The sequence below is a fragment of the Stutzerimonas azotifigens genome (genome assembly GCF_013522725.1).
Taxonomy (GTDB): Bacteria; Pseudomonadota; Gammaproteobacteria; order Pseudomonadales; family Pseudomonadaceae; genus Stutzerimonas; species Stutzerimonas azotifigens_A.
Genome location: NZ_JAAMRF010000006.1, coordinates 247836 through 262894 on the forward strand (window position 1 = coordinate 247836; position 15059 = coordinate 262894).

Here is a 15059-nt window from a genome sequence, read left to right on the forward strand (position 1 = left end):
ACCGCATGCGGTTGCGCCAACCTCTGACCATTCTGCTGCTGGCCTTGCTGGCCAGCGCCTGTACCCCCAGGGTGGAACTGGCCGTGCCCAACGAGCCGATCAACATCAACCTGAACGTGAAGATCGAACACGAAATCTATATCCGTGTGGACAAGGCTCTGGACTCGATCATCAACGAAAACAGCGGACTATTCTGAGGCCCCCGATGAAAACCACCGTAAAACTGGGAACCCTGCTGCTAGCCCTGTGCCTGAGCTTGCCCGCGGCAGCCCTGAGTCTCAACGAAGCGATGTCGGCCCTGGGCGATGCCAAGGCCAGCGGCCAGCTTGGCGAAAAGCCCGACGGCTACCTGGGCGTGGTCAAGCCCGGCGGCCAGGCCGAAGAGATCGCCGCACAGATCAACCAGGCCCGCCGCGCCGAATATCACCGTGTCGCGCAAAAGAACGGCATCAGCCTGAAGGACGTAGAAGCCATCGCCGGCAAGAAAGCCATCGAAAAGACCCCTGCCGGCCAGATCATTCAGCTCAACGGAACCTGGATTCAGAAATAACTGCCTGTGCTTCAGGGCACAACCGAACGACAAGAAAGCCCCGCCCTTGAGCGGGGCTTTCTTGTTCAGGCCCCGGCAGCCGCGCCCTGCAGGGGTAAAGAGTCCAGAGCGTGACAGCGCAACGGAAACGAATGAAGTCTACACTCCCGATTCAGTGATCACGCCCAACTTCGACTACAACGATGGCGAGGGACTGTCATGGAAAACGTCACTATCAAGAACTGGCTACTCGATGCCTCCGCCAACCGCAGCGACGAGGCTGGCGCCATGCTGCATACCGCTTACGAAACCATCGAACGGCTCGAGCGGCAACTGGAGGAAGGCCGCCACGCCATTGCCGAGGCGCAGCAGCATCAGGCACGGATTCAGGAGCTCGAGCAAACACTCTGGGAGATCCTGATCACCGCCTCGGGCCTCGCTGGCGAAGACCCGACCAGCCGGGACGCCTTGAGCACCATACGCAACGACATCCACTCGATGCTCTCCGCGCCTGAATGACCGGCCGCTAGAGCGATACCTCACCGAACGCGCCGCTCTGGTAATCGTGAATCGCCTGGCTGATTTCTTCGCGGCTGTTCATGACGAAGGGGCCGTGGGCCACCACGGGCTCCCCGATCGGCTCGGCATGGCCGTAGAGCAACACCGCCTCGCCATCGGCCTGCACATGGACACCCTCGCCCTGGTCGTCCAGTTGGACTAGATGATGGGGCTCGCAGGCCACGCCTGCGACCCGAAGCGCCCCACGGACCCCATAGCAAAACACCGATCGCCCCGCCGGGGCCGGCAGGGTCACGCTACCGCCGGCCTGCATCTCCACCGTCATCATCGCGACACCGGTCAACGACGCGATCGGCCCGGTGCGCCCGCCGAACTCACCGGAGACCAAGTTGACCCGTACGCGACCTTCATCGAGGGCAATGACCGGGATCTCGTCACGGATCAGCCCGCGATAAGCCGGCTTGGTCATCTTCAGGCGGGACGGTAGATTCACCCACAGCTGCAGGATTTCCAGCGGCCCGCCGCTGCGCTTGAACGACTCCGGCGACACTTCGGCATGGACCAGCCCAGACCCGGCCGTCATCCACTGCACCCCGCCTGCACCGATGACACTCTCGTGCCCGCCGCTGTCCAGGTGCGCCAGCTCGCCGGCGAGCATGAAGGTCACCGTCTCGAACCCCCGGTGAGGATGCGGGCCGAAGGGCAAGCCGCGATTGCCCGGCGCATAACGCTGCGGGCCGTGATGGTTGAGAAACAGGAAGGGATCGAGCTGATCGATGCCCGGCCCCGGCAGCGGCCGGCGCGTCACCAGCTCGCCGATGTCGTCACGGTAGGCGGGGTATTGGCGTATAACGGAACGCGAGGTCATGGCTTTCCCCTGGTCGGTCGCAGGGCTCGAACCGGACACCGCAGTGAATCCATGCCCGGGATCCGTGCTCAAACGCTTCAGGCACACCGGTAAACGGAGACAGGCATGAGCGCCGATTTCGATCTGCAACGCTTCGTGGAGGCTCAAGAAGCGGACTATTCCCGCGCGCTGTCGGAACTGCGCAGCGGCCGCAAACAGAGCCATTGGATGTGGTACATCTTTCCACAACTCGCCGGCCTTGGGCGCAGCGAAATAGCTCGCCGCTATGCGCTGTCGGGCCGGGAAGAAGCCCTCTCCTACCTCCAGCACCCTCTGCTGGGCCCCAGGCTGGAGGAGTGCACCCTTGCCCTGCTGTCACACGACACTCTCACCGCGCACCAGATACTGGGCTCTCCCGACGACCTCAAGCTGCACTCCTGCATGACCCTGTTCGCCCGCGTCGCACCGGAAAAAACCTTGTTTCAGCGGGCACTGGAGCGCTACTTCGCGGGCAAACCGGACGAAGCTAGCCTCAGGCTGCTGGGTGGCGGAGCCCGGTAACGGCCCTGCGCCGAAGCAAACATAAGATCGACATACGGGGCCTTCCGCCCAGCCCGCTAGAACCGGATTGCACCAATGGCCATGGCGAAGACGAGCATCACCAGACTCACACCCCAGGCCCAGAAGAATGTGTAGGCGATGTGCTTGCGCAACTCGACGCCCGCGAGCGCCAGCGCGAGGTAGACACTGGGAACCACCGGGCTGATCGCGAAACCGGTGTTCTCACCGATCAGCATGGCGCGCGCCACGGCCTCCAACGGCACGCCCGCGGCGGTCGCGACGTCACGAATCACCGGCAGCAGGGCGAAATAGTAGGCATCTGGTGAGAAGATCATTCCCAGCGGTACGCCAAAGGCACCAATGACCAAATGAAGGTACTGAGCCGAACCGCCCGGCAGGATGTCTATCAGGGCCAGCGCCATGCCATCCGACATCTTCGAGCCGGACAGCACACCCAGTAGCACGCCGGCGGCCATCATGACCATGACCATCTGCAGGGCATCGGCGGCGTGCGCCTTGATGCGCTCGGTCTGTTCGTTCAGCGAAGGGAAGTTCAGCGGCAGCGCCAGGCCCAGACCGACCATGAAACAGGCATAGAGCGGAAAGATCCCGGTGAACAGGCACGCGAGGATCGCCCCCGTCAGCGCCACGTTTAACCAGTAGCGCAGGCCCTGCGGCGACAGCGCGTGCTCCCGCCGCTCCGGCGGTGCCAGGTCGGGATCGAAGCTCGACGCGGCGCCGAGGGACACCGGTATCGCCCGCTGCGCACGCAGACCGAGCCAGGCGGCGATGAGCAGCATGCAGCCGAACCCCACCAGTTGCACTGGAATCAGTCCCAGCCAGAGCTCCGTGGCATCGAGGCCGGTGGTCGCCGCCGCCCGGGCGGTGGTACCACCCCACGGCACCATGTTGCCCACCCCGGCGGTGGTGCCGACCAGCAGGAGGAGCATGGTCGGGCTCATGTTCAGGCGTTTGTACAGCGGCAGCAGGGCCGGAATGGTCAGCAGGAAAGTGGCCGCCCCCACACCGTCCAGGTGAACCACGGCGGTGATGACCACGGTGACGAGGGCAACGGCCAGAGGTTTGCCCCCTGTACGCCGGATGAGGAAGTTGACCAGCGGATCGAACAAGCCGCGGTCACGCATGATGCCGAAGTACAGGATGGCGAACAGGAAGAGCGCGGCGGTCGGCGCGACCGTGACCAATCCGTTCTTGATGAACTCGCCGATTTGCGGCGGCGAGAAGCCGGCCAGCAGGCAGATGGCGACCGGAATCGTGGTGAACGCCACCATCGGGCTTATCCTGCGCAGCAAAATCAGCCCGATGATGCTGAGCATCATGAAGAATCCCAGTGCGGTGAGCATGTTCGAAGCCTCTTGATTGTTTTTATTGTTCGGCCCGGCCTCTCGAGTCGGGTCCGGTGGGTTGGAACAGTTGCGCGCGCCGTCAACCCGGCGCCGGCAGGCGCATCGAGAGCAGCAGGTAGCTCAGGCTCTTGCCGTGCCGGTCGAGCCCAGGGCTGCGGTTGACGCCGCCTTCCAGCGCGTCGTCCAGCACGAAGTTGAGCGCCGCGAGCGAGGCGACCTCATAACGCTGCACGCGCGACGGGCGTCGGGTGGCGAACTGTGCGGCGACCCGTTCGGCGGTCAGTTCGCGACGAAGCCAGGCGTAGTGCGCCGGGTCCAGCGGAAACACGGCGATGCTGAGGATGTTGCCCTTGTCGCCGGCGCGGGCGTGGGCGTAGTCGGCGAGGATCACGGTTGTCATCAGAACCACTCCAGGCGCGTTTCGAGGACGTTGCGCGGAATCAGGAAACTGCGCGTGACGATGGATTCGCCGACGTGCCGGCGCACGCCTCCGCCGCCGGCCGGGCCGTTCGTGTAGAGCGCCTCCACCTCGGCCAGCAGTCTTTCCAGCAGGCCACGATCGCGCAGTACCAGGCCGACGCGCACGCGCACATCATCCACTTCTGGCGCCTGCGCCAGGCGCTGTGCGAGATAGTCGCCACGCCCGTCGTTGAAAAGGCTGGCGACTCCGCTGAGGTCGATCCAGGGCTGCACGCCCGGGGCCAACTGGTCGAAACGCCGCAGCAGGATCTCGCGCGCGAGGTTCGCCCGGGCCACGGCACCGGGGCCGGCATAGGAAATCTCCGCCTCGCCGAACCACAGGCCGCGGACGCCGGCCAGGCACTTGAGCGTGTCGGGGCGCGGATGGCCATGAATGCCGCTGACCGCGACGCGATCTGCCCCGAGGGTTACCACCCGGGCCTCGCCCAGGTCGAGGATGACGTCGGGCGTCAGGTATCGGCGCGGGTCGTGCACCTCGTAGAGCAACTGCTCCTTGACCGTGCGCTCGGTGACGCAGCCGCCCGAGCCTTGCACTTTGGTGATCACTAGCCCGCCGTCCTCGCTGATCTCGGCGATTGGGCAGCCCAGGCCCGCGGGATTAGGCACTTCCTTGAGGCCGGGATGGGCGAAGTAGCCACCGGTGATCTGGGTGCAGCACTCGAGCAGATGCCCGGCCACGGTGGCGATGGCCATTTTCTGCCAATCGTCGCAGGCCCAGCCCAGGCCGTGGCGAATCGCGCCGACCGCCAGCGACGGATCGGCGACCCGGCCGCAGAGCACCACGTCGGCGCCTTCGGCGAGCGCAGTGGCAATGCCGTCAGCGCCGCTGTAGACATTGACTGAGACCAGGTCGTCCTGTGGGTTGTCTAGTGCTAGCCAGTCACCAAGACGTCGACGATCCATCTGCAGGAGGTCATCACCGAGCACGCAGGCGATCCTTGCCTGGGCACGTCGGCCGGCCAGCTCAGCCCGCAATCGTTCGGCCGCAGCACGAGGATTTGCGGCGCCCCCGTTGGTGATGACCGGAACCTTAGCCTCAAGGCAGATATCCAGCACGGGCGTGAAAAAATCGAACAGGCGCGCCGCGTAGCCACTGGCGGGATCGGCCTGCTTGCGCAACTGCGCCTCGGCCAGCGTGCGCTCAGCCAGCAGCTCGAACATGAGATAGCGTTGCCCCGGTCGTCGTGCCAGGTCCCGCGCCAGATGCAATGCTGCGTCGGGCCGATCATTGGCGAAGCCCGCTCCGCATCCGATATGAATTGTTCTTGTCATCGCTCTCACGCCGTAAGCATGGGTTGGTGGCCATAGTGCGATGCAAGGATTGTTCTGTGAATTTTAAATGTAGGATGATTTGATCCATATTTTTTATTAAAGAGTCAGCATGGATATCAGCTTTCGCCAACTGCGGGCTTTCATCCTCATTGCCGAGACGTCGAGCTTCACCCGTACGGCCGAGCAGCTTCATCTCTCCCAGCCGGCGCTGAGCTACAACATTCGCAAGCTGGAGGAAGCGCTCGGCCTGCAACTGCTCGCCCGCAATACCCGCAGCGTCGAACTGACCCCGGCCGGAGCGCATTTCCTGCCACAGGCCAGACGGATGCTGCGTGACATGGACGATGCAGTACGCGATGCACGCGAAACACTGAACCTCAGCCGCGGCACGATTCGCCTGGCGGCATTGCCAACGGCAGCGGCCTCGTTTCTGCCCAAGGTCATAGCTGCCTTTGCGCAAAGCTACCCAGGCGTGAAGGTCTCGCTGCGAGACGGTCGAGCCGGCGAAATACTGGCATGGGTCAAGGAGGGCGAAGTCGACGCGGGCATCAGCTCGTTACCCGAGGACCTTTCAGGGCTTGAGTTCGAACGCCTGGTTGACGACAACCTCGCGCTGCTGGTTCGCAAGGAACACTCGCACGCGGATGATTGGAAGCGTCTGCCCTACATCGCGCTAACACGCGACACCAGCATCCGCCCCCTTGTCGATGCGGCCCTACGTTATCTGGAAATGCCGGTGACGCCAGCCTGGGAGGCGGCCCACATGAGCACTGCCGCCGCACTGGTGCGCGAGGGCCTGGGGTTCTCGCTGCTGCCCGCTAGCTGCACAACCTTCCTGCGAATCGACGAAGGGCTGGCGGTACTGCCAGTCGAGCAGCCGGCACGGCGTACGCTCGGATTGCTACAGCGAAAACCATTTCGCCAGACGCCTTCGATGAAGGCTTTTATCAGCTGCCTGATGCGAATCCTGGAACAAACCGAACGGTAATCGCATAGGGCATCACCCCGCCTCGCTGTCCTCGGAATCAGCATCCAAAGCCTTACTCGCGCTCAGCGCGAGGTACAGCGCCTGCGCCGGCTGTGCTCCTCGAGGCGCTGACCGACGGCCCTCCATCACCGCAATCAGACTCCAGGGTAAATTTCCCGACTCCAGCGCAGAACCTCGTAGTCCGGGGCAAGGCGGCGCGCCAGGCGAATGCAGAGAATCGGGGACATCGCCTCATGCACAAAAACAAGAGTTCACAAAATGAACATGCATCAGAGCACTGCCGAGGCCGCTACCGGCCATATCGGGCGTCGCCAGGCCCGCGTCGAGGACGCCGCCCTGCTGCGCGGGCTCGGCCGCTACGCCGACGACGTGGCCACGCCGCCCGGCACCCTGCATGCCGCCATCGTCCGCTCGCCCCATGCGCATGCTCGCGTGCTGTCCGTCGACGCGTCCGCCGCCCTGACCATGCCCGGGGTGCACGGCGTGCTCACCGGCGAGGACGTCAAGCGCTGGGCCAATCCCTTCCCGGTCGGCGTGCGCGCGCCGATGGAGCACTGGTGCCTGGCGGTGGACAAGGTCCGCTACGTCGGCGAGCCGGTCTGCGTGGTGATCGCCGACGACCGCTACCTGGCCGAGGACGCGCTGGACGCGGTGAAGGTGGAATACGAGCCGCTGCCGGTGATCGTCGATCCGGAAGCGGCCACCGCCGAGGACGCGCCGGTGCTGCACGAGGCGGTCGGCAGCAACGTGGTCAACGAGCGGCACTTCCGCTACGGCGAGCCCGAGGAGGCCTTCGCCAAGGCCGCGCGGCGGGTGGCGATCAAGGTCCACTACCCGCGCAACTCCTGCACCCCGATCGAGTGCTACGTGGTGCTCGGCCAGTACCAGCCGGCCACCGGCACCTACGAGGTGCTTTCCAACTTCCAGGGCCCCTACGCCCTGCATTCGGTCATGTCGCGGGCGCTGAACGTGCCTGGCAACCGCCTGCGCCTGCGCACCCCGCCGGATTCGGGTGGCAGCTTCGGCATCAAGCAGGGCGTGTTCCCCTACATCGTGCTCATGGGCCTGGCGGCGCGGAAGGTCGGCGCCCCGGTGAAGTGGGTCGAGGACCGCCTCGAGCATCTGCAGGCCTCTTCCAGCGCGACCAACCGGGTCTGCGAGATCGAGGCGGCGGTGGAAGCCGACGGCCGCGTGCTGGCGCTGAAATACGACCAGATCGACGACTGCGGCGGCTACCTTCGCGCTCCCGAGCCGGCCACCTTCTACCGCATGCACGGCAACCTCACCGGCGCCTACGCGATCCGCAACCTGCTGGTGCGCAACCGCGTGGTGCTGACCAACAAGGTGCCGAGCGGCCTGAACCGCGGCTTCGGCGGCGGCCAGGTGTACTTCGCCCTGGAGCGACTGATGCACCAGGTCGCCGTCGAGCTGGACCTGGATCCGCTCGAGGTGATCCGCCGCAACCTGGTCCCGGCCGGCGCCTTCCCCTACCGCGCCGCCGCCGGCGCGCTGCTCGATTCCGGCGACTACCCGGCGGCGATCGAACTGGCGGTGCGCGACGGCGGGCTCGACGAGCTGCTGCGCCGCCGCGAGCAGGCGCGCGCCGAGGGACGGATCTACGGCATCGGCTACACCGCGGCGGTAGAGCCGTCGATTTCCAACATGGGCTACATCACCACCGCGATGACGCCCGAGGAGCGGCGCAAGGCCGGACCGAAGAACGGCGCGGTGAGTACCGCCACCGTCAGCGTCGGCCCGCTCGGCGACGTCTCGGTGCATGTCTCCTCCACGCCGCAGGGCCAGGGCCACCAGACGGTGGTGGCGCAGATCGTCGCCGAGGTGCTCGGCGTGGCGCTCGACGGCATCAGCGCCAACGTCGAGCTGGACACCGGCAAGGACGCCTGGTCGATCGCCTCGGGCAACTATTCCAGTCGTTTTGCCGGCGCCGTCGCCGGCTCGGTCTACAACGCCGCGATGCGCATCCGCGAGCGCATGGCCGGCATCGCCGCCGCCATGTGGGAGGTCCCGGCCGAGGACGTGCGCTTCGCCGGCGGAAAGGTGTTCGTCGAGGGCGGGCCGAGCCAGCCGTTCCACCGCATCGCCGGCGCCACCCACTGGTCGCCCGGCCTGCTGCCCGAAGGAGAGCTCGGCGGTCTGCGCGAGACCGCCTTCTGGAGCCCACCGCAGCTGACCGCGCCGAGCGACGAGGACTGCATCAACAGCTCGCTGTGCTACGGCTTCATCTTCGATATCTGCGCCGTGGAGATCGACCGGGTCACCGGTGAGGTGCACATCGACCGCTACGTCACCTGCCACGACGCCGGACGCATCCTCAACCCGATGCTGGTCGACGGTCAGATCCGCGGCGGCTTCACCCAGGCCCTGGGCGTGGCGCTGATGGAGGAATTCGCCTACGCCAACGACGGCAGCTTCCTCTCCGGCACCTTCGCCGACTACCTGGTGCCGACCGCGCCGGAAGCGGTGGAGCCGGTGATCCTGCACATGGAGACCCCCTCCCCGTTCACCCCGCTGGGCGCCAAGGGCGTCGGCGAAGGCAACAACATGAGCACCCCGGTGTGCATCGCCAACGCCGTGGCCGACGCCCTCGGCCGCTCGGACATCCGCCTGCCGCTGACGCCGTCCCGGGTGCGCACGATGATCGGCATCGACGAGCCGCCGGCGCCCGAGGGCATGGTGCTCGACGCGCCCAGGGTGGCCGGCGGCTCCAGCCTGCAGGCCGAGGGCTCGGTGGAGATCCCCGCCTCGCCGCAACAGGTGTACGACGCCCTGCTCGATCCGGAAACGCTGAAGGCGATCATCCCCGGCTGCCATGCGCTGGAGCTGGAAAGCGAGAACCACTACCGCGCCGACGTCACCGTGGGGGTCGGCATGATCCGCGCGCGCTTCGCCGCCCGGGTCGGCCTGACCGACCTCGACCCGCCACATTCGCTGAAGCTGTCCGGCTCCGGCAACAGCCCGATGGGCTCGGCCACCGGCAGCGCGCGGGTGCGCTTCGTCGAGCTGGAAAACGGCCACACCCGCCTCGAATACGCCTACGACGCCGCTGTCAGCGGCAAGGTCGCCGCGGTCGGCGGGCGCATGCTGCAAAGCGCCTCGAAAGTGATCATCGGGCAGATTTTCACCCGCCTGGCGCAGCGCCTGACCGGCGCGCCGGTGCGCAGCGGTGTGTGGCAACGCCTGCTCGGCCTGTTTGGCAAGGGAGGTGCGCGATGAAACCGGCCGCATTCGATTACGTCCGCGTCGCCAGCAAGCGCGAGGCGCTGGAAATCCTCGCCGAGCACGGCGAGCAGGCCCGCATCATCGCCGGCGGCCAGTCGCTGATGGCGGTGCTGAACATGCGCCTGGCACAGCCGAAGGTGCTGGTCGACATCAACCATGCCGGGGACCTGCACGACCTCAACGTCGAGCGCGGCCATCTGCTCGTCGGCGCAGCCGTGCGCCAGGTCGAGCTGATGGACCGCGCCAGCCTGGCCGACGAGGTGCCGCTGCTGGCCCGCGCGCTGCCCTGGATCGGCCACTTCCAAACGCGCAACCGCGGCACCGTGTGCGGCTCGGTGGCGCACGCCGACCCCAGCGCCGAGATCCCCCTGTGCCTGGTCACCCTGGGTGGGCGCGTGGTGCTCGAGTCGCTCAAGGGTAAGCGCCGGGAAGTGCCGGCGGCGGAGTTCTTCCAGGGCGTGCTGACCACCGCCCGGCGCCCGGACGAGCTGGTCAGCGAGGTGCATTTCCCGCTGGCCGATCCGGCGGTGCGCTACCGCTTCCGCGAAGTGGCCATGCGCCACGGCGACTTCGCCCTGGTGGCGCTGGCCGCCTGCATCCGCGACGACGCGGTCGAGCTCGGCATCGGCGGCGTCTCCGACCGTCCGGTACTGCGCCGCCTGCCACGCGGTGCGGAACTGCCCGAGGCACTCAACGCTTTCGCCTGGTCGCTCGGCGCGCAGGACGACGTACACGCCAGCGCGGCGTACCGGCGTCACCTGGTGCGCGAGCTCGGCCGGCAACTGATCGAGGAACAGGACCATGCGCGCGCCAGCTGACCAACGTTTTCCCATCCGCCTGCAACTCAACGGACGCACGCGCCAGGGGCATGCCGAGCCGCGCATGCAGCTGTGCGACTTCCTTCGCTACGAGCTCGGCGCAACCGGCGTGCACGTCGGTTGCGAGCACGGCGTCTGCGGCGCCTGCACGGTGCTGGTGGACGGCGTCGCCTCGCGCTCGTGCCTGATGCTCGCGGTGCAAGCCCACGAACGGCGCATCGACACCGTCGAATCGCTGGCCCGCGACGATGTGATGAACGACCTGCAGCAGGCCTTCAGCCGCCATCACGCGCTGCAGTGCGGCTTCTGCACCAGCGGCATCCTGATGTCTTGCGTGGAATTCCTCGAGCGCGTGCCCGAGCCCGACGAGGCCCAGGTGCGCGACATGCTGTCCGGCCACCTGTGCCGCTGCACTGGATACACCGGCATGGTCCAGGCGGTGCTCGAAGTGGCGCGCCAGCGCGGCGCCCAACAGCAAGCCCCACAACAACAAGAAGCCTTGGAGAACACCCATGTTTGATTTAGGACGCAGCTTTCTCGCCGCGGTCGAACGCCGCCCCGGGGCGGTGGCGATCAGCGACGGTGCGCTGAAGAAGACCTACGAGCAATGGTTCGCCGACATCCAGCGCGCCGCCCACGGGCTCGAACGCCTCGGCCTCGGCAAGGGCGACCACCTGGTGGCGGTGATGCAGAACCGCTGGCAGATGGCGACGCTGCACTGGGCCTGCCAGTTCAGCGGCATCGTCATGACCCCGCTGAACTGGCGCTGCACCACCGACGACCTGAACTGGTGCCTGGCCGATGCCGACGCTCGCGCGCTGGTGCACGACGATTCCTCCGCCGAGGCGGTGAATGCCTGCGGCCGACTGCAGGTGCCCTGCGTCAGCGTCGGCGACTCGTCCGCCGAAGGCGCGCTGAGCTTCGAACAGCTGTGCGCTGAAGCACCGGGCGAAACCATCCTGCGCGCCGGCCCCGAGGACTGGTCGCTGATGCTCTACACCTCCGGCACCACCAGCCGGCCCAAGGGCGTGCCGCGCCGGCATCGCGCCGAGCGCGCGGCGGCGGTGGCGCACGTGGCGCAGAACCTCTACGGCCACGAGGAGTGCACCCTCGGCGTGATGCCGCTGTACCACACCATGGGCGTGCGCTCGCTGCTGTCGATGACGCTGATCGACGGGCACTTCGTCTGCGTGCCGAAGTTCGACGTCGAGGCCACGCTGGATGCCATCGAGCGCGAAAAGATCAGCAACCTCTACCTGGTGCCAACGCTCTACCACATGCTCATCGAGCACCCGGCGTTCAGCCCCGAGCGGGTCGCCAGCGTGCGCAAGATCGGCTTCGCCGGCGCGCCCATGAGCGACGGCCTGATGCGCCGGGTTGAAGCGGCCTTCCGCCCCGAGCTGTTCGTCAACCACTACGGCAGCTCGGAGATCTACACCTTCACCATCGACCAGAGCGCCGCCCGCAAGCCCGGCTCCTCCGGCCGCTGCGCGCTGAACCAGCGGATTCGCGTGGTCAGCCTCGACGCCCAGTCTCCGTCACAGATCGCCAAGCCCAACGAGGAAGGCCAGATCATCGCCGACCTGGCCAGCGACGAGGCCTTCGAGGGCTATTGGAAGCGCCCCGACGCCGACGCCAAGTCGCTGCGCGAAGGCTGGTACTTCACCTCCGACACCGGTTATTTCGATGAGGACGGCGACCTGTTCGTCACCGGACGGGTCGACGACCTGATCATCACCGGTGGCGAGAACGTCAGCCCGGCGGAGATCGAGAACGCCCTGTCGCTACATCCCGCGGTCGAGGAAATCGCCGTGGTCGGCCTGCCCGACGAACAATGGGGCAAGTTGATCGCCGCCTTCATCAAGCTGCGCTATCCGGTCAGCGAAGAGGAACTCGACGCCCACTGCGTCGCCTCGGGCCTCGCCCGCTTCAAGCGCCCGCGCCGCTACGAGTTCATCGAGCAGATTCCCAAATCCCCGGTCGGCAAGATCCTGCGCCGCGTGCTGGTGGCCCAGTACGGCGGCGAGCTCAAGGCCGCCAGCTGACCCCCGATCAACAAGAGGAAAGACCATGAACACCACTACGCCCGAGCAGTTTCTGGACAACGAATTCGACGGTTTCACCGTCGAGGTCGACACCGCCCGCGAGCGCGCCGACATCATTCTCGGCCGCCCGCCGTACAACGTCATCGCCATGAGCCAGCGCGAAACGCTGCGCCAGGTGTTCGAGGCGCTGGACGCACACCCCGGCGTGCGCGTGATCGTGCTGCGCGCCCAGGGCGAGCACTTCTCCAGCGGCGGCGACATCAAGGGCTTCCTTGAGGCTTCGCCGGAACACGTCTCCAAACTGGCCTGGAACGTGGCCGCGCCCGAGCGCTGCACCAAGCCGGTGATCTCCGCCAACCGCGGCTACACCTTCGGCGTCGGCTTCGAGCTGTCGCTGGCCTGCGATTTCCGCATCGCCTCGGAAACCACGCGCTACGCGCTGCCGGAGCAGAACCTCGGGCAGATCCCTGGCTCCGGCGGCTCGGCGCGCCTGCAGAAGATGATCGGCATAGCCCGCACCAAGCACATGGTCATGCGCGCCAAGCGCGTCACCGGCCAGCAGGCCTACGACTGGGGCTTCGTCACCGAATGCGTGCCGGATGCCGAGCTGGAAAGCACGGTGGACGCGCTGGTGGACGAACTGCGCCGCTTCTCGCCGCTGGCCCAGCGCACCGCGAAGAAGCTGATCAACGACAACGAGGACGCGCCGCTGAAAGTGGCCATCGAGATGGAAGGCCACTGCTACAGCCGCCTGCGCAGCTCGGCGGACTTCAAGGAAGGGGTCGAGGCGTTCCACGGCAAGCGACCCGCCGTCTTCCGTGGGGAGTGAGTTGCGCGGCACCTGAGAGCCTGTTCACGGTCTCGCGAGCTAGAGCGATGCAAGGCAAAACAAGCGAGGAACGGTCGGAGTCGCGGGCGACTTTACGAGTTGTAAATGAGCATTCCGACCGGGTCGCGCCAGACCGGGCTGGCGCACCAGCTTGTTTTTAACGCAGCAGCGCCGACGCGCAGCAGATCGTGAACAAGTTCTGAGCCACACCCTGCACGCGTGCCGCCCACCACGGGGCGGCACTCGGCGAACGACCGGACGCAAACAACAACAAGCGAAGGCGTTGCCATGACCCAGAACCTGTCCCATCCGGCAGTCGACATCCCGCCTGCCGCCGGCGAGCCCTCGCTGCGCCGTGCACTCAACTCCAAGTCCATCAGCGCCGGGGTGGTCGCCGCCCTGTTCGGCTGCACCGGCCCGGCGCTGGTGGTGATCAATGCCGCCGAGGCCGGCCGCCTGAGCAACGCCCAGACGGTGGCCTGGTTGTTCGCTATCTACGTCCTCGGCGGGCTCATCAGCCTGTTCCTGGCGTTGCGCTACCGACAGCCGATCTGCGGTGCCTATACCATTCCCGGCGCCGCGATCCTGTCGGCGTCGCTCACCGTCATCCCGTTCAGCGACGCGGTCGGCGCCTTCATCATGAGCGGCGTGCTGGTCTTCGTGCTCGGTATCACCGGGCTGATCGGCCGGCTGATGCGCTGGCTGCCGATGCCGATCGTGATGGCGATGATCGCCGGGGCGATGATCCGCTTCGCCACCGGTTCGGTGGACGCCATCGTCAGCGCGCCGCTGATCGCCGGTGCCGCCGCGCTGAGTTTCTTTCTGGTCACCCGCTTCTCGCGCTCGGTACCGCCGGTACTGGTCGCTGGCGTCGTCGGGCTGGCGATGGCCTTCGCCTTCGGACAGTTGCAGCCGGCCAACGTGAACATCGCCTGGGTGATGCCGACCCTCACGGCGCCCACCTTTTCCCTCGACGCCTTCCTGGCCATCACCATCCCGCTCACGGCGCTGGTGATCGGCGCCGAGAACGCCCAGGCCACCGGCGTGCTGATGGCCGAAGGGTATCGCCCGCCGATCAACGCGATGACCATCATCAGCGGCATCGGCGGTGCGCTGGCAGGTCTGCTGGGTGGCCACAACGCCAACATCGCCGGACCTATGACGGCCATCTGCTCGTCGGAGCAGGCCGGCGACGATCCGCGGCTGCGCTACGGCGCGGCGCTGGTCAACGGCGTGCTGTTCGCCCTGTTCGGCCTGTTCGCCGGGCTGGCGGTGCCCTTCATCCTGGCGTTTCCCAAGGCGCTGATCGTGGTGATCGCCGGGCTGGCGATGATCGGCGTGCTGCTCGGCTCGCTGCAGCAGGCGTTCCAGAAGGGCGGCGCCTGCCAGATCGGCGCCTTCGTGGCGCTGGCGGTCGCGATGAGCCAGTTCACCCTGCTGGGCATCAGCTCGCCGTTCTGGGCGCTGTTGTTCGGCGTCGCGGTGTCCTGGCTGCTCGGCGAGATCAAGCGCTAGCGCGTTTTCAGCTAGAGCTGCGCCTGATGGCGCGTATCAAAATTCGTTA

At 66.6% G+C, this 15059-nt stretch carries 15 protein-coding genes; 11 read left to right on the top strand and 4 right to left on the bottom strand.

Features of this window, described 5'->3' with window-relative positions:
* Nucleotides 1-5: 5 nt before the first annotated feature.
* The 3 genes from G7026_RS13545 to G7026_RS13555 all read left to right on the top strand — a co-directional run bounded on the left by G7026_RS13545 (nt 6) and on the right by G7026_RS13555 (nt 1048).
* Nucleotides 6-197, top strand: coding sequence for a YnbE family lipoprotein (locus G7026_RS13545; protein WP_138407643.1), 192 nt, complete (start codon nt 6-8; stop codon nt 195-197).
* Between the two features lie 8 nt (nt 198-205).
* Nucleotides 206-550 (top strand): YdbL family protein, encoded by a 345-nt coding sequence (locus tag G7026_RS13550; protein WP_181071437.1) that lies wholly within the window; start codon nt 206-208, stop codon nt 548-550.
* 198 nt (nt 551-748) lie between these two features.
* Nucleotides 749-1048, top strand: a complete 300-nt coding sequence (locus G7026_RS13555; protein WP_181071438.1) for a hypothetical protein — start codon at nt 749-751, stop codon at nt 1046-1048.
* 7 nt (nt 1049-1055) lie between these two features.
* On the opposite strand, the gene G7026_RS13560 is transcribed toward G7026_RS13555, so the two are convergent.
* Complete coding sequence (locus G7026_RS13560) at nt 1056-1916, bottom strand: pirin family protein (RefSeq protein WP_181071439.1); 861 nt, start codon at nt 1914-1916, stop codon at nt 1056-1058.
* Between the two features lie 105 nt (nt 1917-2021).
* Between G7026_RS13560 and G7026_RS13565 the strand changes: the two genes are divergently transcribed.
* Nucleotides 2022-2456, top strand: coding sequence for a DUF1810 domain-containing protein (locus G7026_RS13565; RefSeq protein ID WP_181071440.1), 435 nt, complete (start codon nt 2022-2024; stop codon nt 2454-2456).
* A 56-nt stretch (nt 2457-2512) separates the two neighbouring features.
* Here the strand turns inward: G7026_RS13565 and G7026_RS13570 are convergent, their stop codons facing one another.
* The 3 genes from G7026_RS13570 to G7026_RS13580 form a co-directional block, all read right to left on the bottom strand.
* A complete protein-coding gene (locus tag G7026_RS13570; protein WP_181071441.1) occupies nt 2513-3820 on the bottom strand; it encodes a CitMHS family transporter in 1308 nt (435 codons plus the stop codon).
* A gap of 82 nt (nt 3821-3902) precedes the next feature.
* Nucleotides 3903-4223, bottom strand: coding sequence for an AtuA-related protein (locus G7026_RS13575; protein WP_181071442.1), 321 nt, complete (start codon nt 4221-4223; stop codon nt 3903-3905).
* Nucleotides 4223-5575 (bottom strand): acyclic terpene utilization AtuA family protein, encoded by a 1353-nt coding sequence (locus tag G7026_RS13580; RefSeq protein ID WP_181071443.1) that lies wholly within the window; start codon nt 5573-5575, stop codon nt 4223-4225. Before G7026_RS13580 ends, G7026_RS13575 begins: the two co-directional genes overlap by 1 nt.
* A gap of 109 nt (nt 5576-5684) precedes the next feature.
* Between G7026_RS13580 and G7026_RS13585 the strand changes: the two genes are divergently transcribed.
* The 7 genes from G7026_RS13585 to G7026_RS13615 all read left to right on the top strand — a co-directional run bounded on the left by G7026_RS13585 (nt 5685) and on the right by G7026_RS13615 (nt 15010).
* On the top strand, nt 5685-6563 hold the full coding sequence (locus G7026_RS13585) for a LysR family transcriptional regulator (protein ID WP_181071444.1): 879 nt from the start codon (nt 5685-5687) through the stop codon (nt 6561-6563).
* A gap of 258 nt (nt 6564-6821) precedes the next feature.
* Nucleotides 6822-9797, top strand: coding sequence for a xanthine dehydrogenase family protein molybdopterin-binding subunit (locus tag G7026_RS13590; RefSeq protein ID WP_181071445.1), 2976 nt, complete (start codon nt 6822-6824; stop codon nt 9795-9797).
* Complete coding sequence (locus G7026_RS13595; protein ID WP_181071446.1) at nt 9794-10621, top strand: FAD binding domain-containing protein; 828 nt, start codon at nt 9794-9796, stop codon at nt 10619-10621. The genes G7026_RS13590 and G7026_RS13595 overlap by 4 nt, the downstream gene beginning before the upstream one ends.
* The gene (locus G7026_RS13600; protein WP_181071447.1) at nt 10605-11141 is read left to right on the top strand and encodes a (2Fe-2S)-binding protein; all 537 of its coding nucleotides are present in this window, start codon (nt 10605-10607) and stop codon (nt 11139-11141) included. The genes G7026_RS13595 and G7026_RS13600 overlap by 17 nt, the downstream gene beginning before the upstream one ends.
* A complete protein-coding gene (locus tag G7026_RS13605) occupies nt 11134-12666 on the top strand; it encodes an AMP-binding protein (protein WP_181071448.1) in 1533 nt (510 codons plus the stop codon). The genes G7026_RS13600 and G7026_RS13605 overlap by 8 nt, the downstream gene beginning before the upstream one ends.
* Before the next feature lie 25 nt (nt 12667-12691).
* On the top strand, nt 12692-13495 hold the full coding sequence (locus G7026_RS13610) for an enoyl-CoA hydratase/isomerase family protein (protein ID WP_181071449.1): 804 nt from the start codon (nt 12692-12694) through the stop codon (nt 13493-13495).
* A gap of 288 nt (nt 13496-13783) precedes the next feature.
* Nucleotides 13784-15010 (top strand): benzoate/H(+) symporter BenE family transporter, encoded by a 1227-nt coding sequence (locus G7026_RS13615; RefSeq protein WP_181071450.1) that lies wholly within the window; start codon nt 13784-13786, stop codon nt 15008-15010.
* Nucleotides 15011-15059 lie beyond the last annotated feature (49 nt).